Origin of the sequence: Streptomyces sp. NBC_00539, from assembly GCF_036346105.1 — a bacterium.
In the GTDB taxonomy this organism is placed as follows: domain Bacteria; phylum Actinomycetota; class Actinomycetes; order Streptomycetales; family Streptomycetaceae; genus Streptomyces.
The window spans coordinates 4,068,596-4,086,460 of record NZ_CP107811.1 but is presented as its reverse complement, the minus strand read 5'-3'; the positions used below and the strand labels follow the sequence as shown (position 1 = coordinate 4,086,460).

The window sequence follows — 17,865 nt, the reverse complement described above, 5'->3', positions numbered from 1 at the left end:
CCGTCATCGCACCCGCAGTTCGTTCAGCCGCGCCCGCCAGTCCCTGGCGGCCGGCAGCGCCTCGCGCAACGCGTCCACCGCCCGCTCGCGCCCCGTCAGCTGCGACTCGTGCAGCCGCAGCAGGGGCGCGAGCGCGTTCGTGGACAGCAGGAGCCGCTGGTTGACGACCGTCTCGGGCCGCCAGTGGTTCTTGTACGGCTCGTTGCCGCGCAGGAAACTCACCACCGGGCGGCCCTCGGCGAGGGCGCGGCCGGTCTCGTAGCGCAGCAGCAGGGTGGCGATGTCCACCTTCCGGTTGCGCAGGTCCGGATCGGCCCCGTACAGGTAGCCGCCGCTCAGCGCCGCCGACAGCAGCGTGACGTTGGCGGCCACCACCTTCCCGTCCAGCCGGAACTCCGTCAGCCGGCCCTCGCCCGCCCGGACCATCCGCCGGGTCGCCCGCGTGAGGTGCTCGGCGAAGCGCGGCTTGAGGTGCTCGGGGGTGACCCCGCGCCCGCGCCACTGCTTCTCGTGCAGCCGCAGCAGCGTCCGCACCGCCCCCGGTACTTCCCGTTCGGTGACCTCGTGCTCCTCGATCCCGGCGGCGTCGGTCTTGCGCAGCTTGGCCCGGACCCGCTGCGCCCCGGACGCGGGCATGCGCTTGACCAGCTCGTCGAAGGGCATGGTCGGCAGCTCCATGCAGGTGGAGTCGGCCAGCTTGGCGCGGGCACCGGGCCAGGCCTCGAAGACGGCTTCGGCCGCGGCGCCGGGCCTGACCTCGCGCAGGTCCACGACGGCGCCGCGGGCGGCCCGGTGCAGGCCCTGGGCCAGCGCCGGGACGACCTGGTCGGCGTGGCCGGGGGCCACGAGCACGTCGAAGTAGTCGGTGATCCCGCCGCCGAGCGGCACCAGCAGCGGCAACGGCCGGTGCACGAGCGTCAGGGCGGCCGCGCCGACCAGTTCCTCCCCGCGCCGTACGACGAGCAGCCGCAGCCTGCCCTCACGGCCGTACGACAGCCACCAGGAGTGCAGCCAGGCGTGGCTCTGGAAGGGGGTGGCGGTGGGGCAGGCGCGCAGGAGCCGGTTCCATTCCTCCTCCAGCGCGGCGAACTGCCGGGGGTCGCGGCACAGCGTCACCGACAGGGCCCCGGTGCGGCCCGCAGTCATCGCACGGGCTCCTTCTCCTTGGCCGGGGCGGGCTCGCCCTGCGCGGGCAGCGAGGCGTACTCCTCCACCACGGTCTCCTCCGCGGCGGCCCCGTCCACGACCGCCCCTTCCACGGCCCCCTCGGCGGCGGGCGTCCCGCGGCGGCGCCGGGCGGGAGCGGCGAGCAGCCACAGCCCGCCGATCAGGCCGCCGGCGCACATGCCGACGGCGCCGCTGACGGGTGCGGACGGGGAGGCGGGGTCGGCCGGTGCGACGGCCTGGTTGAACAGGATCAACTGGACGCCGGTGTTCTTGGCGGCCTGATTGCTGCTCAGGGAAAGTGCGTCGGCAACGGCGTTGGCGATGTCGGCGGCCTCCGACGGGCTCTTGGAGGTGCCGGTGATGGCGATCATCGGTGAGTCGGGCGAGGTCTCCGCACGCACCTGCGTCCGCAGCTGCCGGGCGCCGATGCCCGCGCGGGGCTGGGCGTAGGCGAGGGTGGAGCTGCTGGTGGCGATGCGGGCGTAGGCCTGGGCGAAGCCGAGCGCGGTGGCGGGCTCGGTGGTCTCGTTGGGGACGGCGACGACGTAGCTGGTGGCGGCGTACTCGGGCGCCTTGAGCACCCCGTACGCCCCGCCCGCGGCCAGCCCCAGCAGCGCGCAGGCGGGCAACGGCCACCATGCGGGCGGGCGCGGGACGCGGATCCGGCGGCGGTGGTCGGACTTCTTCTTCTGATCGGCGGTGTCGGCCATGTGCGTGCTCGCTTCCTGAGTGGAGGGGACTTCCTTCGGCCCCCGGACGGGGACCCTTGCGGGAGGACTACTCACCGGACGTGACGGCCGGCGCGTGAGGCGAACCCGGCCCCGTGGGGGCGCCCGCGGCGGCCGCCGGGGGAGTCCGGGGCGCGGGGCCCGGGGCGGCGCCCCGGCCGTCCCGCCCGGCGGGCCGGGGCAGCTCCGGCCCCTCGGGAGCCGGGCCGCGGCCCCGCCCCGGCAGGACCGTGTCGTAGACCGCGAGAAGCCGCTGCGCACTTCCCGCGATGTCGTACCGCCGCACCACCGGGGGTACCGGCAGGCGCCGCACGCCCGCCTCCATGTGTCCCCGCAGGGCCGCGACCAGCTCCTCCGTGCCCGTCCCGATCCGCCGCGCCCCCGGCGCCTGCGCCGCCGGAAGGTCGTCGATCGCCGGGCAGGTGACGTGGAGCACCGGCAGGCCCGCCGCCAGCGCCTCGACCACGGCCAGCCCGAACGCCTCCTCCCGCGAGGGCGACACGAACACGTCCATCGCCGCCAGCAGCGCCGCGACCCCGGGCGTGCGCCCGTCCGCGCCGTCCCCCAGCGGGTCCCGCTCCCCCACCAGGTGGATCCGGCCCTGCGCCCCGAGTTCCCCGGCGAGCCGCCGCAGCGCGGACCGCTGCGGACCGTCCCCGGCCAGCACCAGGTGTGCTCCCGGCACCGCCGCCACGGCCCGCACCAGCACGTCGAAGCGCTTCCCCGGCACCAACCGGCCGACCCCGCCCACCACGAACGCCCGCTCGGGCAGCCCGGTCCGGGCCCGCGTGGAGCGCCGTACGTCCTCGTCGAAGCGGAACCGTGCGGCCTCGATCCCGTTCGGTACGACGTGCACCCGCCCGGCCGGCACCCCCCAGGCCTCCAGCCGGGCCGCCACCGTCTCCGAGACGGCCACCGTCGCCGCGCCGAGCCGCTCTCCGGCCAGGTACAGCGCCCGTACCCCGCCCGACAGCGGTCGGCCCTCGATCTCGGCCGCGCCCAGGGAGTGTTCCGTGGCGACGATCGCCCGGACCCCCGCGAGCCGGGCCGCGAGCCGCCCGTACAGGCAGGCCCGGTACAGGTGGGTGTGGACCAGGTCGTACCGGCCGCGCCGGATGAACCGCACCAGCTTCGGCAGCGCGGCCAGGTCCCGGTTGCCCTTCATGGCGAGGTGTACGACCCGGACCCCGTCGGCCCGCAGCCCCTCGGCGACCGGTCCCGGGTTGGTCAGCGTCAGGACGTCGCAGTGCATCGGCATGTGCCGCAGCAGCAGCCGCAGTTGCTGTTCGGCGCCGCCCACGCCCAGCCCCGTGATGATGTGCAGCGCCTTCACCAGCGCACCCCGCGCACCAGCTGCCGGCCCTGGTGGCGCAGCTGCTTGACGCGCAGCCGGGCCCCGCCGTCGGCCTGGCTGACGTGCGTGCGCGGCATGGCGTGCCGCCCCGCGAGCCGGCCGGGGTCGATGGCGCACGCGTACCGGTACCCGGCGGCCGCGGTCGCCTCCACGACCCGGGGGTCGAGGTGCCCGTACGGGTAGCAGAACCCCTCGGGCAGGGTCCCGGTCAGCTCGCGGATCAGCTCGCGGCTGCCCCGCAGCTCCTGCTGGAGCACGTCGTCGGGCGTGGCGGTGAGGTCCTGGTGCAGCAGCCCGTGAGAGCCGATCTCCTGTCCCGAGGCGGCGACTTCGCGGATGCCTTCGGCGGTGAGCAGCGGCTTGCGCGGTCCGAGCGGGTCCCACACGTTGTCGACGCCGAGCCGCCCGGGCAGTACGAACAGGGTGGAGGTGCAGTCGTAGCGGCGCAGCAGGGGCAGCGCCCGGGTCAGGAAGTCGGTGTAGCCGTCGTCGAAGGTGAGCCCGACGAGCCCGGCGTCCCGCCCGGCGTCGCGGGCCCGCAGCAGTTCGCCGACGGACACCCCGCGCAGGCCCCGGGAGCGCAGCCACAGCAGCTGGGCCTCCAGGGCGCCCGGCGTGACGGTGATGCCGTACGGGTCCTCGGCGGGGTCGGTGAACTCGGCGACCGAGTGGTACATCAGGATCCACGGGGACGGGGTGCGACGGGGTGGTACCACCGTGGCGGCGGGCGCCGTGTCGGTGTCAGCGGGCATGACGGAACCTCTGGGTGAGCTGGGAGGTGAGCTGGCTGATCTGTTCGGGCAGGGCGGTGATCTCCAGTGCCCGCATGGCCATCCCGGTGGCCCCGAACATGGCCGGGACGAGCAGGCAGCCGAGCGCGGCGCTGAGCAGCGGGTCGGGGATCATCGGTCCGGCGATCCACCCCGTGGTGCAGGCGGCGAAGGCGGCGACGGCGAGCCGGCCGATGCTGACGGCTACCCGGCGGACCTGGATGGGGACGATCCGAGAGCCGAGTCCGGTGAGGAGGAGGGCGGCGGTGGCGGTGATGCCGGCGGCGTTGGCGGCGGCGATCCCGTACGTGCCCCACCAGCCGACGGCGAAGGCACCGGCCACGACGTTGACGAGGAGCCCGGCGCCCATGGCGAGCGCGGGGAACCAGGTGGGCCGGTCGGTCGAGAAGAAGGGCCTGCTCAGCGCCCCGACGAGGCAGTGCCCCAGCAGCCCGAGGCCGTAGACGCGCATGACGGAGGCGGTGGCCTGGGTGTCGTGGTGGGTGAACGCCCCGCGTTCGAAGAGGACCTGGATGATCTGGGGCGCGTAGCCGATGACGAAGGCGGTGCCCATCAGCACGGCGAGCGAGGCGAGTGCCAGGTCCTGTTCCACGCGCCGGCGGGCCTTCTCGCGCTCGCCGCCGGCCATGGCCTGGGCGACGACGGGGAAGGTGACGGTGCAGATCATCAAGGAGAGCACCATCGGCATCTGCGCGACCTTCTGCGCGTAGTTGAGGTGCGAGATGGCGCCGGGCGGCAGGGAGGCGGCGAGGAAGCGTTCGACGAGCACCTGCGACTGGCGGAACACGGCGAAGAAGATGACCGGGGCGATCAGCCCGAAGGCGATCAGCGTCGGCCGGTCGCGGTCGCGCTCGCTGCGGTGGGCCGCCTTCACGCGGCCCGGTCCGAAGCCCACGTTGCGAAGGAACGCGGGGAGCTGGACGAGGACCATGAGCGCCCCGCCGACGGCGACCCCGGCGGCCGCCGCGCGCACCCCCCACAGGGCGTGCAGCGCGACCATCGTGCCGATGATGCCGACGTTGTACGAGACGTAGATCGCGGCGGGTGGCAGGAACGAGCGGTGCGCGCGCAGCGCGGCGCTGAAATACCCGGCGACGCCGAAGGTGAGGACGGTGAGCGCGGTCATCCGGGTGCACTGGACGGCGAGTTCGGGGTCGGGCAGGCCGGGCGCGAGCACGCCCACGACGAGCGGCGCGGCGAGGACCAGTACGGAGGCGACGGCAGCCAGGAACACGGCGAGGCGGGGCAGGGTGGCTCCGACGAGCAGCCGTACGGGGTCCTGGCTACGGGCCTCCTTGCGGGTGCGCCCGGCCCGGCTGGCGGCCCGGCGGGCCAGCGCGTGGCTGAACGCGGGCACCATCAGCAGTGCCATGGCGTCCTCGATGAGCAGCGTGGAGGCCATCTCGGGGACGGTCCAGGCGATGAGGAAGGCGTCACTGTCGTGGCCGGCGCCGAAGAGGTGCGCGATGGTCTGGTCCCGTACGAGGCCGAACACCGCCCCCGCCGCGGTGAGTCCGGCGGTGACGGCGGCGGCCTTGGCCAGGAACCGCCCGAGCGGGGCCGGTCCGCCCCCGCCGCGCCGCGCGTCCTGCCCGGCCCCGTCGTCCGCCGCCGCGCCGGGGCCCGCCGGCCCGCTCCCGTCCGTGCCGGGCCCCGTCGTGTCCGGCGCGGGCGCCGTCGGCTCGGGGCGGGCGGCCCGGGCCGGGCGGACGCGCTCCCCGGGCGGCTCGGCGGGTGACGGGGCCGACGGGGGCTGGGGGTCGGGCGGACGGCCCGCGGCCCCGGCGAGGTCGGTCGCCGAGGCCGCGGGCCGCCACGGCGTCGTATCGGTCACCGGCCGGCCGGCCCCTCGGGGACGGGCCGGGCCGGGAGCACGGCGGCACCCCCGGGTCCGGAGGGCAGGGCCCACCACGCCGCCAGTCCGATGATCACTCCGGTCAGCACGGTCGACGGCCCCCCGATGTCGGCGTAGAGGAAGTCGGTCAGCTGCCACACGAGCAGTCCGACCGCGATCAGCCCGCAGTCGCGCAGGCCCCGTTCACCACCGGCCGCGTACCGGCGCAGGCCCGCGACCAGCAGCGCGGCCCAGCCGCCCGCCAGCGCCGTCAGCCCGATCAGTCCCTGCTCGCTCAGCACCAGCAGGTACATGTTGTGCGGCGACAGCAGCGGCTGCTTGACGAAGGCCTGGCCGGCGCCCGCGGTGTCGCTGCCCGAGGACAGCGCCAGCGAGGAGTGGCCGTCCCGGTTGGCCGGGAAGCCCTTGAGGCCCACCCCGGCGGCCGGCCGCTCCCGCCACATCGACTCGGCGGCGGCCCACATCGTGTACCGGTCGGTGACCGACTGGTCGGGGGCGTCGGAGACCTGGGTGATCGAGGTCAGCCGCTCGGTGACCATCTCGGAGCCGACCCCGAACCCGCCCACCAGCACCACGCCCACGGCTGCCAGCGCCACCACCACCTTGAGCGCCCGCCGGATCCCGGCGAGCACCATCACCAGGACCGCCGCACCGGCCGTCGCGATCCACGCGCCCCGGCTGAACGACAGCACCAGCGGCACCGTCAGCGCCGCGGCGCTGACGGTCGCGATCCGCCGGACCCGGCCGGGCAGCCCCGGCGCGAGGGCGGCAGCGGTCGCCACGACCAGCCCGTAGGCGACGACCGTGGCCATGCCCATGACGTCGCCGGGGCCGAAGGTGCCCACCGCCCGGATGTCCGCGCCCTGGTACGAGGCGCCGGTGTGGGTGACGAACTGGACGACGCCCCATGCGCCCTGTACCAGCGCCAGGACCACGAAGCAGGCCGCGGCCAGCCGGAACTCCCCGGCGTCCCGCACCAGCAGCACGATCGCCGCCGGGACCAGTACGAAGACCTGGAGGTAGCGCACGAACCCCGGCAGGGCCGCGTACGGGTCCCCCGCCGTCACCGTCGCCACCGCGAGCCCCACCGCGGGCAGCCCGAGGACGAGCGCGCCGAGCGGGCTCAGCGCCCGCACCCTGCCCTGCAGGGCCCGCAGCGCGCAGACGGCCACGAGCAGCAGGGAGGCGGCGTCGGCCGGCCCGACCTTGCCGGAGGTGCTCGCGTCCCCCGCGGGCAGCGGGGCGAGCAGCAGCAGGACGGTCGCGGCCAGCGGCAGCAGCGGCCAGTGCCGGCGCAGCAGCGGCCCGCTGTACGGGCGGCCCCGCGGGCGGGCGTGCGATGCGGCGAGGGTCATGCTCAGCTGCCTCCCAGCCGGAAACGGAAGAAGGAGGCCGCGGTCCGGGCCAGGATCCACAGGTCCTGCCACAGCGACCAGGTGTCGATGTAGTGGTTGTCGAAGCGGGCCCGGTCCTCGATGGAGGTGTCCCCCCGCAGGCCGTTGATCTGGGCGAGTCCGGTGATCCCGACGGGCATCCGGTGGCGGGCCTCGTAGCCGGGGTGGACGGTGCTGAACTTCGCGACGAAGAACGGCCTTTCGGGGCGGGGGCCGACCAGGCTCATGTCGCCCCGTACGACGTTCCACAGCTGCGGCAGCTCGTCCAGCGAGGACTTGCGCAGGAAGGACCCGATCGGGCTCATCCGGCGGTCCCCGGCGACGGTCCACCGGGTGGCGGACTCGTGCGCGTCGGCGCTCAGGGTGCGGAACTTGAGCAGGGTGAAGGGCCGCCCGTACAGGCCGACGCGCTCCTGACGGAAGATCACCCCCGGCCCGTCGGAGAGCCGTACGGCCAGGGCGCACGCACCCATCACGGGCGCCGCGGCCAGCAGCGCCACCGCGGCGAGGGTGGAGTCGATGATGCGCTTCGCGTGCCGCTCCAGCGACCGGGCGGGCCGCGGGAGCAGCGGCTGCACGGCGTACCCCCACAGCTGGTCGGCGGGCTCGGCCACCCGCATGCCGGTCACCTTGGCGGTCCCGGCGGGATCGGCGAGCCAGAGCCGGCAACCGTGGTCGTGGAAGAGCCGGACCAGCGAGGCGGTGCGCTCGTCGGCCTCGGGCGGCCGGGTGAACACGGCGTGCCGGACGGAGTTCTGGATGACGGCGCGCCGCACGTCCTCGTGGGTGCACAGCACCGGCAGCGGGCCGCTCTCCGCGTCGGGCGCGGAGCCGGTGTCGGCGATCCCGACCGGCCGCAGCCCGTACTCGCGCCGCCCGTGGAGCGCGGCGGCGACGGCTCCCGCGCCCTCCCCGCGCCCGACGACCAGCGCCGAGCAGGGTCTGCGCAGGGCCGCCCGGCGGCGGAGCTGGTTGACGAACCCCCGGCCCGCGCAGGCCAGTACGGTCTGCACGCACAGGGCGCCGAGCAGCACCTCCCAGCCGAGCGCCTGCCCCGGCCGGACGGCGGCCAGCACGGCGGCGGCCCCGCACCACAGCACCGCGGCCCGTCCGGCCAGCGCCGGCAGCTCGCGCAGCGCGGAGGGCGCGAGCCGGGGCCGGTAGAGCCCGGCCTGCGCGTGCAGTGCGGTGACCAGTACGGCGAGGGGTGCCACGAGGCCGGCGGTGGGTTCCAGTCCGGGTACGGCCGTGGTGGTGAGTGCGGCGGCCAGCGCGTCGGCGGTCAGCAGCGGGAGGTTCCCGTAGCCGCGCCGGGCCCGCTGCGGCCGGACGGCGGGCCGGGCCTGCTCGGCCTTGGGCCGGCGCGGCGGGTGGATGGCGGTTCCGGCACGTCGGACGGCGGTGGTGCCGCCGGCGGGCCCCGTGCCGCTCTGCCCGGTGTGCCGGGCGGGTGCGCTGTCCATCGTCATCGGCTGATGCGCTCCATGTTCGAGGGCTTGGGGGTCCCCGCGGCGGAGCCGGGGGTCTGGTCCCGGCCGGGCGAGGGGGCGGCCCTGCCCAGCATTTCGAGGTACAGGCCGGTGACCGCGTCCGTGGTCCTCCGCACGTCGAACTCGGTCCGGGCGTGCTGCCGGGCCTGCTCCCCCAGTTCGGTGAGCAGCCGCGGTTCGGCGAGCAGCCGTCCCAGGGCCTTGGCCAGCGCCGTCGGGTCCTCCGCAGGCACCAGGCACAGCCGTCCCTGGCCGGGCGGCAGGCTCTCCCGGGCACCGCTGACGTCGGAGACCAGGACCGGGCGGCCGCAGGCCATGGCTTCGAGCGGGGCGAGCGCCATTCCTTCCCACCGCGACGGCAGTACAACGATGTCGGCGGCCCGAAGCCACGGTCGGATGTCGGCGGCGGCTCCGGCGAAGTGCACGCCGGGCGGCGCGCAGTGCCGTAGTGCCTCGCCGTCGGGGCCGTCGCCGACCAGGACCAGACGGGCGTCCGGGACCGTCCCCAGCACCTCGGGCCAGGCGCGGAGCAGGATGTCCTGGCCCTTTTGGGGGCAGAGCCGTCCGACGCAGACGGCCAGCGGTCCGCCGCCGCGGAAGGCGTCGGGCAGCGGCAGTGCGGCGCGCGCCGCGGCCCGGCCCTCGTCCCGGTCGTCGCGGCCGGGGCGGAAGTGGGACAGGTCCACGCCGTTGCGGATCACCGACCAGCGGGCGGTGACGCCCTCCGACTCCCCGGCCCGGCGCTCCGATTCGCTGACGCAGAGCACCCGGTCGGCCCAGCGGGCCCCGAACCGCTCCCAGCGCAGCGCGAGCGCGGCGGTGGCCCCGCCGACGGCGTCGAAGGACCAGGCGTGGGGCTGGAAGACGGTGGGCACGGAGCCCCGGACGGCGAGCCGTCCGGCGAGGCCGGCCTTGGCGCTGTGGGCGTGCAGGAGGTCGGGCCGGACGCGGCGGACCAGCCGCAGCGCGCCGAGGACTTCGGCGGGCAGGGCCGGCCCGGGCGACCGTCCGGCGTGCCAGGTGTGGACCTCGGCCCCGGCGTCGCGGGCGGCTTCGCCGAGCTGCCCGCCGCCCGGGCAGCCGACGACGACGCGCAGCCCGGCGGCGGACTGGGCCCGCACGAGGTCGGTGACGACCCGGGCGACCCCGCCGTCGACGGGCTGGACCAGGTGGAGGACGGTGAACGGCTCGGTGGCCGGGTGCGGGGAGGGCGGGTGCGGGGAGTGTGCTGTCGAACGATGTGTCGGCACGTGGAGTGGTCTCCTGCGTTCAGCGGCGCGCGTCTGTCTGAACGAAGAGCACGCCGAGGAATTGCCCCTGGCTTTCGCCCGTGAACTTGAAGCTCAGGCTGCGGGCGCCACCGGACAGGGCGGGACTCAGATCGAACACGTCCGCGTCGTATCCGAGATTGTTCATATATTCAGGCTGTCGCACGAACGCCTGCCCGAATTCCGTGATGGTGGAATTCATGACGTCATTGAAAGGATTTTCCGCATCACTGATGCTCACCCGGCGGCCACTGTCGGCGGTCACCGTGAGCGAGTCCCCGAGGCTCCCCCGGTCGCCGTCGTACGCGACCACCCCGAGCCGCCCGGTGGAGCCCGCCGGGGCGTTCAGCCCGGTCAGCTCCACCGTCTCCCCGGCCGCCTCGCCGGCCCCGGACGCCAGGCCCTCGAAGCCGTCCCACAGCGAGACGCGGCGCAGCGGCTCCTGCGGCTGCTCGTACGCGGCGACGAGCGTCCAGCCGCCCCAGGCGCCCGCCTCCGAGCGGCCCATGGCGATGTTCAGCTGGGCGACCGTCCACATCCCGGTACCGCCCTTGCGCACGAGCGGGGTCACGTCGGCCGAGGCCTGGTAGGCGTCGCTCGCCGCGTCGGTGCGGTGCCCGACCACGGTGTCCGCCAGGACTTCCTTGTACGCCCCGCCGGGCTCGGCGACCAGCACCCGGCCGCTGTCCTCCGGCGGTTTCTGCTCGCCCACGCGCAGGTTCCCGCCCCAGTACAGCCGGGCGTACGCGACCTTCGCCCCCTGGGGGATCTTGAGCTCGGCGCGGGTGGAGTTGTAGGTGTCGGGGTCCTTGTCGACCTCCGTGTAGAACATGTCGTAGTCGCCGTTGACCCCCGCCGCGCCGCGCTTGACCTCCGCGCACGGCTCTGCCTGCGGCGCCTCCTCCTTGCGGCAGGAGATCGAGGAGTTCGACGCCCGGACCAGCCCGCCGTGCAGCACGGCCTGGTAGCGCTGGGTGAACGGGACGCGGGGCAGCTCCCCGACGGCGGCGGTCTCCGTCGCGGCGGGCGTGGCCGCACCGGCCACGGGGACGTTGGCCGAAAGCATGAGGCAGGACAGAAGACCCAGCGCGCCGAGGATTCTTCGGGGGGAACCCATGACCCTGCCTCCTATTTCGATCAAGGGGACAAAACAGGAGTGAACTTTGGCAGATATCAGGGCTGAAATCACGCGGGACTCGCTCGTACGGCCTTTTGGGCGATAACACGCACCCTCGCAGTGGGCGGGTCGTTATGCAGGTGCACCTTGTTCGAACGGAAAGGGAAAAGCGGAGATGAAGGACGGTGCGACGGCGGACACCCCCGTCCCGGGCGGACCCGCCGCCGGGGCCGCCGCAGGGATCACCGCCACCCGCGCCCTCGCCGCGCCCGACCCTCCGCCGCGCCACACGCTCGGCACCACCCGCGTCAACGCCCGACGTCAACCGTGATGTCCGAAACTTCGGCATCCGGGTGAAGACACGCAACCCGAGCCGGGGGCGGGCCGTTGATCCGGGTGCTCCAAGTAACGGGCAATCCTGCAAAAAAGGGACGACAATGATCAAGAAGTTTGCGGCCGGCGCAGCGGTTGCCGCCTCCGTCGTGGGCCTTGGTGCCGCCATGGCGCCCCAGGCGATGGCCATCGGCAACGACAACGGCATCAACACCGTCAACGGCAACGGCGCCTCGCAGATCTACGGCAACCAGGCCACCTACGGCAACATGAGCCCCCAGATGGCGCTGATCCAGGGCTCGTTCAACAAGCCCTGCATCGCCCTGCCGGCCAAGGCCAACGTGCAGTCGATCCTCGCCCTGGTCAACGTCGGCGTCCAGGACGTCCCGATCCTGTCCAACCCGCAGAACCAGCAGTGCACCGAGAACTCCACCCAGGCCAAGGGCGACGAGCCGCTCTCGCACATCCTGGACAACATCCCGGTCCTGTCGGGCAACGTCTCCTCCGGCAGCTGAGCGCACCGCGCCGGGACGGGGCCGCCGCACCTTCGGGTCGCGGCGGCCCCGCCGCGTATGAGCCCTTTCCACGGGCCGACGCAGGTCCCCGACCGAATCCGCCGGCGAATTCCGGAGCACGCGCGCGCGGCATCGGGGTGAAATGACCGCACGCCCCCGGAAATAGCCGGTTTCTTTTTCCGAAGCCACTCGTTGTTAATTTTGCAGTGGATACGCCTCTGCAGGAAGGATCGAAAACAAATGACGTACAAGAAGGCAGTGGTGCTGGCCGCCGGCGTTCTGATGGCCGCCGGTGCCGCCTCTCCCGCCATGGCCGACGCGGGTGCCGAGGGCGCGGCCGTGGGGTCCCCCGGTGTCCTCTCGGGCAACCTCGTCCAGGTCCCGGTGCACGTGCCGGTGAACGTCTGCGGCAACACCGTCAACGTGATCGCGCTGCTGAACCCGGCGTTCGGCAACGTCTGCGTCAACGACTGACGAAGCGCTCGCGCCCGCAAGGGCACACCTCCTCGCCAGTGGCCTCGGAGTGCACGGCGGTGCACTCCGAGGCCATTTCGATTCAGCACCGGCGAGAGCGCCGGTAGACAGGGAAGGACCCATGCGACAGGTACTGAGCCGACAGGTACTGGGCAAGGGGGTGCTCACGGCGGCGGCCGCTTCGAGCCTGCTGTCGATCGCGACCGGCGCGGCCTACGCATTCCCGGGGGCGATGGCCGAAGCCGCGCACTCGCCTGGTGTGGCGTCCGGGAACGCCGTCTCCGTACCGATCACGTTCTCCCCGAACGTGTGCGGCAACAGCATGGACGGGGGTGCGGCGCTCAACCCGGCGTTCGGGAACACCTGTGCCAACACCACCGGATCCGACGCCGACTTCGACTACGAGCGCTACCTGAGCCCGGAGCACGCCGAGGCCTTCGAGCGCTACCTCGACGAGCGGCAGGGCCGCCACGCGCTCCCGCGGCAGCGCCACGAAGACGAGGCCGCCCCCCGGCACCACGCCCCCCGCCACGCCGCTCCGCAGCCCGCGGCCCCGCCCCACGGGGCCATGCACCACGAGGCCCCGCAGCAGCAGGCCCCGGCGCACGCAGCCCCGCAGCAGCAGGCCCCGCAGCAGCAGGCCCCGGCGCACGCAGCCCCGCAGCAGCAGGCCCCGGCGCACACGGCACCCCAGCACCAGGGAGCGGTGCACCACGAGGCGCCCCAGCACGCGGCTCCCCAGCACCAGGCACCCCACGCGGCCCCGCAGCACCAGGCCCCGGCGCACGCGGCCCCCCAGCACCAGGCCCCGCACCACACGGCCCCCCGGACCGAACTCCCGCAGCCCGCGGACTCGCACGGCGGCTTCGACTCCCGTGGGGGCCGGGGCGAGGAGGAGTGCGACGACCACCCGCGGGCCGGGCACCCCGCACCGCCCGCGCCGCCGCAGGCCGAGGAGGAGGCCCCGCACACCCTCCCGGCCCCGGTCGAGGAAGAGGCCCCCCACACCCTCCCGGCCCCGGTGGAAGAGGGTCCCGGCGGCCCGCCGCACGGCAGCCAGGTCGTGGAGCACCCGGCCCCGGCGCCCGCGCCGCAGGCCCCGCGTCCCGCGGACCAGCCGCCGGCCGCCCCCGCCGGAGACCTCCCCGTCCACGTCCTGCCCGCACCGGCACCGGCACCGGCACCCGCTCCGGCACCGGCCCCCGTACCGGCCCGCCCGCAGGTCCGGGCACCGGAGCTGGCCGCCACCGGAGCCGGCCAGCCCGGCGCGGCGGCGGCGCTCGCCGCGGCGCTGGTCCTGGGCGGCGCCATTCTCTACCGGCGCTCCCGGGCCGCCTGACCGGGCAATACCGGTAATCGGAAGAAATATCGGCCGGAGAATCCCTGGTTCGGATTTTCCGGCCGTCGCCGTGTTCGCTCGCGCGTTTCCGTATCCCCCGGGAATCGTTAGCCAGGTCGAAAGCGGCGCGACGGTCGCCGCTGGAAAAGGATTTCGAAAAAATGAAGTTCACGAAGGTCGCCGCAGTCGTCGCCGGCTCGGTCGCCGCCCTCGCCGCCACCGCTCCCGCCTTCGCGGCCGAGACGGCGGCCATGCCCCCCATGAGCCTGACGGGCGGGGTGACGGAGACCTTGAACGCCGTCAACCCGGTCTCCGAGGCCCTCCCCCAGACCGCGGGCAACGCCCTGGCCGAGCAGGGCGACACCGTGGGCAAGGTGGTCGGCACCGTGCAGAGCGTCAACAAGGTCCGCAACGACGCGCCCGGCCAGGTGATGAAGCTCGCGGACGGGGCCACCCAGGCGACCCCGATGCTCGGCGGCGTCCACCTCAACGGCGGGGCCAACTGACCCGATCGGACCGGACCGGCCGGGTACCGGCATGACTGTGGGCGCCACCGGCGAGGCCGGGGCGCCCACAGACGGGTGTGCCGACGTCAGTCGTTGACGCAGACGTTGCCGAACGCCGGGTTCAGCAGACCAACGATGTTGACGGAGTTACCGCAGACGTTGATCGGAACGTGGACCGGGACCTGGACCAGGTTGCCCGAGAGGACACCGGGGGACCCCGCGGCCACACCCTCGGCACCCGCGTCGGCGGAGGCGGCGCCCGCGGCACCGGCCACAGCGAGACCAGCGGAGGCCAGGGCCACGGCGGCCTTCTTGGCAGCAGAGTTCATGGGAAGTGCACCTTCTCTTCGACGTCCTGCCCCGATCTTTGGGGCTCACATCGAGCGAAACGGTTCAGGTTCCCGAACGACACGGGTACGGGCGGGATCAGACCTGTTCAGCTCAATAGTCGTAACCCCGCGCCGCGTTCGCGTCCGCACTCCGCCGCCCGGCGGCGACGGCCCGTCCCGCCCTCAGGGCAGGTCGGGCACGTCGGGGATCTCCGGGATCAGGTCGGCGGGCGGCTTGAGGGGACTCGCCACCGGCGGAACCGCCGGAGTGGCGGGTACCGCCGGGACGATGACGGACGGGGTCTTCTTGACCGCGTCGACCGGCAGCGTCGGCAGGGCGGGCAGCGCCGGCAACGCGGGGATCTCCGGCAGCTTCGGCAGCTCGATCGGCGGCAGGGTCACCCCGGCCGGCAGCAGGCTCGTCAACGACTTGAGCAGGTCCTGCAGCGTCTTGAGCAGACCGGCGAGCAGATCGTCGACCGGCCCGGCCGCCGCCTTGGCCGCCTCCACTTCCTTCACCTGCTGCTGGACGGCCGCCACTCGACGCGAGAGCGAGGCGGAACTGTCGCCGCCCGCGGCGCCCGCAGGGGCTGCCGCGCCGGCAAGTATGACGGCGGCGAGGGCCGACGGGACGAGGACGCGGGTGCGGAACGGCTTCGTGCGCATGGGCTTCCTTACGGTGGTCGCACGAAGTGGACCCCAACGATCCACTTCCTTACCCACCGTGCGAACACCTTGCACGGAGCGCAACCGGAGGGCCACGGACGGCCCTCCGCGTGCGGGCCGTCCGAGGGGACCGCCCGTACGGGCCGCCCTGACAGCTCGTACGTGCGGGCCGCGTACGGACTTCGCGCACACGTCCGGGGCGCCCTCACCCGGGCGGGGAAACGCGCTCCTCCGAACGGGCCGTTTGAGTGAAGCAGCGGAACCAACCCCCTGCGGAGGCAGTTGATCAGGGCGCTCCACTAGCGGGCACTCGTGCGACAAAAGGACCAATGATGCTCAAGAAGATCATGACTGCTGCCGCGGTCACCGCCGCCGCTGTCGGCGCGGGCGCTGCTGTCGCGGCCCCGGCCATGGCCATCGGCAACGACAACGGGATCAACACCGTCAACGGCAACGGGGCGACCCAGATCTACGGCAACCAGAAGACCGAGGGGCCCCTGAGCCCGCAGCTCGGCCTGGTCCAGGGCACGCTGAACAAGCCCTGCATCGGCCTGCCGGTCAAGGCCAACGTGCAGTCGATCCTCGCCCTGATCAACGTCGGTGTCCAGGACATCAACGTCCTGTCCAACCCGCAGAACCAGCAGTGCACCGAGAACTCCACCCAGGCCAAGGGCGACGAGCCGCTCTCGCACATCCTGGACAACATCCCGGTCCTCTCCGGCAACCTGTCCAACGGCAGCTGATCGCCGTTCCCCCGGCGGCCCGACCGGCCGCAGGGCCGGGCCCCGGCGCCCGTGGAGCGACGCGGTGACGCGGTGCGGTGTGTGAGGTGACGAGGGCCCCGGCAGCCTCCAGCTGCCGGGGCCCTCGCGCGTGGCCGCGTCAGCTCGTCCAGAACTCCCACCACCGGGTGAGGATCAGCATCCCGATCACGCCCAGGTGCAGGGCGGGCGGCGCCCAGCCGAACTCGGTGAAGAACTGGCGCAGCGCGCCGGGGGCCGCGCTCGTACGGAGGTTGTGCGCGGTGACCGCCCAGAACATCACCAGCGTCGCCGCCCAGGTCAGACAGCACCACAGGCAGAGCGCGTTGATCTCGTAGAGGGACTGGGCCATGAGCCAGGTGCAGAAGCCGGTGCCGAAGAGCATCCCGGCGTTCAGTCCGAGCCAGAACCAGCCCCGGTAGCGGGCCCCGGCCAGCAGGCCCGCGCCCACGCACACGACGGCCCCGTAGGCGACCAGCCCCAGCATGGGGTTGGGGAAGCCGAAGGCCTGCGCCTGCTCGCTCTGCATGACGCTGCCGCAGGAGACCACGGGGTTCAGGCTGCACGCCGGCTTGAAGGACGGGTCTTCCAGCAGGAGGAACTTGTCGAGCGTGATCACCCAGGAGGCCAGCACGCCTGCGCATCCGGTGAGGACCAGCAACCACGCCAATCCGCGCGGGGCGCGGGCGGGTTCGTCACCGGTCCGTCTGGAGCGGTCCTGTTGGCGCGGGAGGCCCACTGGGGTGGTTGTGGTGCTGTCTGGTGCCGTGCCGTTCGTTGCCATGTGGCCCATAGTCCCGCGCTTCCCAGCAGACCGGGGCCAACCGTACGCATTCGTACGCAAGTTGACCTGATGGGGTGGCGGGAACCCCTGATGCTTCCCGGACGTTTTAACGAATCCCGGACGTGATGTCAGTGCCAGGGGCTACGTTGTGCTTCCGCGAAGTGACAAGCTGCGACGGCCTGGAGACCCACCTTGAGCGATCCGTACGAGACAACCGAGGCCCACCTCGATCGACTCCTGGGCCGCGCCCTCAACTCCTTCGACCTGCCGGACCGGCTGGTCGGGCGCCTGCGTACGGCGCTCGCCCACAGCTCTTCGCTGCACACCACCCACCACAGCCCGTCGGCGGGACTGTGGCGGGAGACCCACCGGCACACCTACCTCCTGGCCGACGGCGGCGCGGAGTCGCTCTGGGAACTGGTCTACCGCCGGCAGGGCGACCGGGTCGTGCGGTACGAGCTGTTCGCGAGCCGGTCCGAGCTCTGCCTCGCGGTGGCCCGCACGTTCGGTGAGGTGCCCTCACAAGTGGCGCGGGACCTGGCGCCGGAAGGGGCGGAGCAGCAGGACGACGCGGCCGCCCTCAGTGCCCTGTTCGCGGACCCGGCGCGCGCCCCGCACCGGGAGTACGCGGTGGAGCAGTCCGCCGACCACGCCCGCCGGGTGCTGCGCCGGGCGGAGAACGCGGACCGGCCCGGCGAGCGGGTGGCGCTGCGCCTGCGGTCGGCCTACGCGCACCAGATCACCCAGGCCTTCGGCGGCCGGCAGTGGCTGTCGGACGGGCGGGGCGTGGGATTCACCCTGTACGAGCACGCGTTCGTCCTCGTGGACGGCAGCGAGGTGAGCCTGTGGGAGGTCGAGCACACGGCCACGCCGGACGGCCGCCACATGTGCGAGGTGTACGAGAGCGAGGCCACCGCGCGCGAGGCGATGGAGCTGCGCGCCCGGGTCCGCTGACGGGGGGCGCCCTTCAGCGCGTCGGGCGCGCCCTCCGCAG

The 17,865-nt window shown here is 73.9% G+C and carries 19 protein-coding genes; 7 read left to right on the top strand and 12 right to left on the bottom strand.

Features of this window, described 5'->3' with window-relative positions; translation table 11 throughout:
• Positions 1-3 precede the first annotated feature (3 nt).
• The 9 genes from OG861_RS18440 to OG861_RS18400 form a co-directional block, all read right to left on the bottom strand.
• Positions 4-1,146 (bottom strand): GNAT family N-acetyltransferase, encoded by a 1,143-nt coding sequence (locus OG861_RS18440; protein ID WP_329195954.1) that lies wholly within the window; start codon positions 1,144-1,146, stop codon positions 4-6.
• Positions 1,143-1,877, bottom strand: a complete 735-nt coding sequence (locus OG861_RS18435) for a lipopolysaccharide biosynthesis protein (RefSeq protein WP_329195955.1) — start codon at positions 1,875-1,877, stop codon at positions 1,143-1,145. The genes OG861_RS18440 and OG861_RS18435 overlap by 4 nt, the downstream gene beginning before the upstream one ends.
• 67 nt (positions 1,878-1,944) lie before the next feature.
• Entirely contained in the window at positions 1,945-3,228 is a 1,284-nt protein-coding gene (locus OG861_RS18430) for a glycosyltransferase (protein ID WP_329195956.1), read from the bottom strand.
• Positions 3,225-4,001 (bottom strand): polysaccharide deacetylase family protein, encoded by a 777-nt coding sequence (locus OG861_RS18425; RefSeq protein WP_329195957.1) that lies wholly within the window; start codon positions 3,999-4,001, stop codon positions 3,225-3,227. Before OG861_RS18425 ends, OG861_RS18430 begins: the two co-directional genes overlap by 4 nt.
• Positions 3,991-5,874 (bottom strand): lipid II flippase MurJ, encoded by a 1,884-nt coding sequence (locus OG861_RS18420; RefSeq protein WP_329195959.1) that lies wholly within the window; start codon positions 5,872-5,874, stop codon positions 3,991-3,993. Before OG861_RS18420 ends, OG861_RS18425 begins: the two co-directional genes overlap by 11 nt.
• Positions 5,871-7,250 (bottom strand): O-antigen ligase family protein, encoded by a 1,380-nt coding sequence (locus OG861_RS18415; protein ID WP_329195961.1) that lies wholly within the window; start codon positions 7,248-7,250, stop codon positions 5,871-5,873. The genes OG861_RS18420 and OG861_RS18415 overlap by 4 nt, the downstream gene beginning before the upstream one ends.
• A 2-nt stretch (positions 7,251-7,252) precedes the next feature.
• Positions 7,253-8,758, bottom strand: coding sequence for an exopolysaccharide biosynthesis polyprenyl glycosylphosphotransferase (locus OG861_RS18410; protein WP_443056536.1), 1,506 nt, complete (start codon positions 8,756-8,758; stop codon positions 7,253-7,255).
• A complete protein-coding gene (locus OG861_RS18405) occupies positions 8,755-9,948 on the bottom strand; it encodes a glycosyltransferase family 4 protein (protein WP_329202267.1) in 1,194 nt (397 codons plus the stop codon). Before OG861_RS18405 ends, OG861_RS18410 begins: the two co-directional genes overlap by 4 nt.
• A 100-nt stretch (positions 9,949-10,048) precedes the next feature.
• A complete protein-coding gene (locus tag OG861_RS18400) occupies positions 10,049-11,236 on the bottom strand; it encodes a DUF3344 domain-containing protein (RefSeq protein WP_329195963.1) in 1,188 nt (395 codons plus the stop codon).
• Positions 11,237-11,339: 103 nt separating this feature from the next.
• Between OG861_RS18400 and OG861_RS18395 the strand changes: the two genes are divergently transcribed.
• The 5 genes from OG861_RS18395 to OG861_RS18375 all read left to right on the top strand — a co-directional run bounded on the left by OG861_RS18395 (position 11,340) and on the right by OG861_RS18375 (position 14,331).
• Positions 11,340-11,495: a hypothetical protein gene (locus tag OG861_RS18395; protein ID WP_329195965.1), complete on the top strand. Its 156-nt coding sequence runs from the start codon at positions 11,340-11,342 to the stop codon at positions 11,493-11,495.
• Positions 11,496-11,601: 106 nt separating this feature from the next.
• A complete protein-coding gene (locus OG861_RS18390; RefSeq protein WP_329195967.1) occupies positions 11,602-12,012 on the top strand; it encodes a rodlin in 411 nt (136 codons plus the stop codon).
• Between the two features lie 240 nt (positions 12,013-12,252).
• Positions 12,253-12,486, top strand: coding sequence for a chaplin (locus OG861_RS18385; protein WP_443056537.1), 234 nt, complete (start codon positions 12,253-12,255; stop codon positions 12,484-12,486).
• A 121-nt stretch (positions 12,487-12,607) separates the two neighbouring features.
• Positions 12,608-13,825, top strand: coding sequence for a chaplin (locus OG861_RS18380; RefSeq protein WP_330261816.1), 1,218 nt, complete (start codon positions 12,608-12,610; stop codon positions 13,823-13,825).
• A gap of 161 nt (positions 13,826-13,986) precedes the next feature.
• On the top strand, positions 13,987-14,331 hold the full coding sequence (locus OG861_RS18375; RefSeq protein ID WP_329195971.1) for a hypothetical protein: 345 nt from the start codon (positions 13,987-13,989) through the stop codon (positions 14,329-14,331).
• Between the two features lie 86 nt (positions 14,332-14,417).
• Here OG861_RS18375 and OG861_RS18370 read toward each other — a convergent pair whose 3' ends face one another.
• Together OG861_RS18370 and OG861_RS18365 are read right to left on the bottom strand one after the other, a co-directional pair.
• On the bottom strand, positions 14,418-14,660 hold the full coding sequence (locus tag OG861_RS18370; protein ID WP_329195973.1) for a chaplin: 243 nt from the start codon (positions 14,658-14,660) through the stop codon (positions 14,418-14,420).
• A 183-nt stretch (positions 14,661-14,843) separates the two neighbouring features.
• Positions 14,844-15,326, bottom strand: coding sequence for a hypothetical protein (locus OG861_RS18365; RefSeq protein WP_329195974.1), 483 nt, complete (start codon positions 15,324-15,326; stop codon positions 14,844-14,846).
• Positions 15,327-15,658: 332 nt separating this feature from the next.
• Between OG861_RS18365 and OG861_RS18360 the strand changes: the two genes are divergently transcribed.
• Positions 15,659-16,069: a rodlin gene (locus OG861_RS18360; protein WP_329202272.1), complete on the top strand. Its 411-nt coding sequence runs from the start codon at positions 15,659-15,661 to the stop codon at positions 16,067-16,069.
• Between the two features lie 139 nt (positions 16,070-16,208).
• On the opposite strand, the gene OG861_RS18355 is transcribed toward OG861_RS18360, so the two are convergent.
• Positions 16,209-16,880 (bottom strand): vitamin K epoxide reductase family protein, encoded by a 672-nt coding sequence (locus tag OG861_RS18355; RefSeq protein ID WP_443056538.1) that lies wholly within the window; start codon positions 16,878-16,880, stop codon positions 16,209-16,211.
• A gap of 183 nt (positions 16,881-17,063) precedes the next feature.
• Between OG861_RS18355 and OG861_RS18350 the strand changes: the two genes are divergently transcribed.
• Entirely contained in the window at positions 17,064-17,825 is a 762-nt protein-coding gene (locus tag OG861_RS18350; protein ID WP_329195977.1) for a DUF6227 family protein, read from the top strand.
• Positions 17,826-17,865 lie beyond the last annotated feature (40 nt).

Excerpts from the sequence above, each read along its gene's own strand:
- OG861_RS18425 (WP_329195957.1), bottom strand. The coding sequence starts at position 4,001 with ATGCCCGCTGACACCGACACGGCGCCCGCCGCCACGGTGGTACCACCC.
- OG861_RS18440 (WP_329195954.1), bottom strand. The coding sequence starts at position 1,146 with ATGACTGCGGGCCGCACCGGGGCCCTGTCGGTGACGCTGTGCCGCGAC.
- OG861_RS18360 (WP_329202272.1), top strand. The coding sequence starts at position 15,659 with ATGCTCAAGAAGATCATGACTGCTGCCGCGGTCACCGCCGCCGCTGTC.
- OG861_RS18375 (WP_329195971.1), top strand. The coding sequence starts at position 13,987 with ATGAAGTTCACGAAGGTCGCCGCAGTCGTCGCCGGCTCGGTCGCCGCC.
- OG861_RS18435 (WP_329195955.1), bottom strand. The coding sequence starts at position 1,877 with ATGGCCGACACCGCCGATCAGAAGAAGAAGTCCGACCACCGCCGCCGG.
- OG861_RS18415 (WP_329195961.1), bottom strand. The coding sequence starts at position 7,250 with ATGACCCTCGCCGCATCGCACGCCCGCCCGCGGGGCCGCCCGTACAGC.
- OG861_RS18380 (WP_330261816.1), top strand. The coding sequence starts at position 12,608 with ATGCGACAGGTACTGAGCCGACAGGTACTGGGCAAGGGGGTGCTCACG.
- OG861_RS18395 (WP_329195965.1), top strand. The coding sequence starts at position 11,340 with ATGAAGGACGGTGCGACGGCGGACACCCCCGTCCCGGGCGGACCCGCC.
- OG861_RS18385 (WP_443056537.1), top strand. The coding sequence starts at position 12,253 with ATGACGTACAAGAAGGCAGTGGTGCTGGCCGCCGGCGTTCTGATGGCC.
- OG861_RS18410 (WP_443056536.1), bottom strand. The coding sequence starts at position 8,758 with ATGACGATGGACAGCGCACCCGCCCGGCACACCGGGCAGAGCGGCACG.
- OG861_RS18365 (WP_329195974.1), bottom strand. The coding sequence starts at position 15,326 with ATGCGCACGAAGCCGTTCCGCACCCGCGTCCTCGTCCCGTCGGCCCTC.
- OG861_RS18390 (WP_329195967.1), top strand. The coding sequence starts at position 11,602 with ATGATCAAGAAGTTTGCGGCCGGCGCAGCGGTTGCCGCCTCCGTCGTG.
- OG861_RS18355 (WP_443056538.1), bottom strand. The coding sequence starts at position 16,880 with ATGGGCCACATGGCAACGAACGGCACGGCACCAGACAGCACCACAACC.
- OG861_RS18370 (WP_329195973.1), bottom strand. The coding sequence starts at position 14,660 with ATGAACTCTGCTGCCAAGAAGGCCGCCGTGGCCCTGGCCTCCGCTGGT.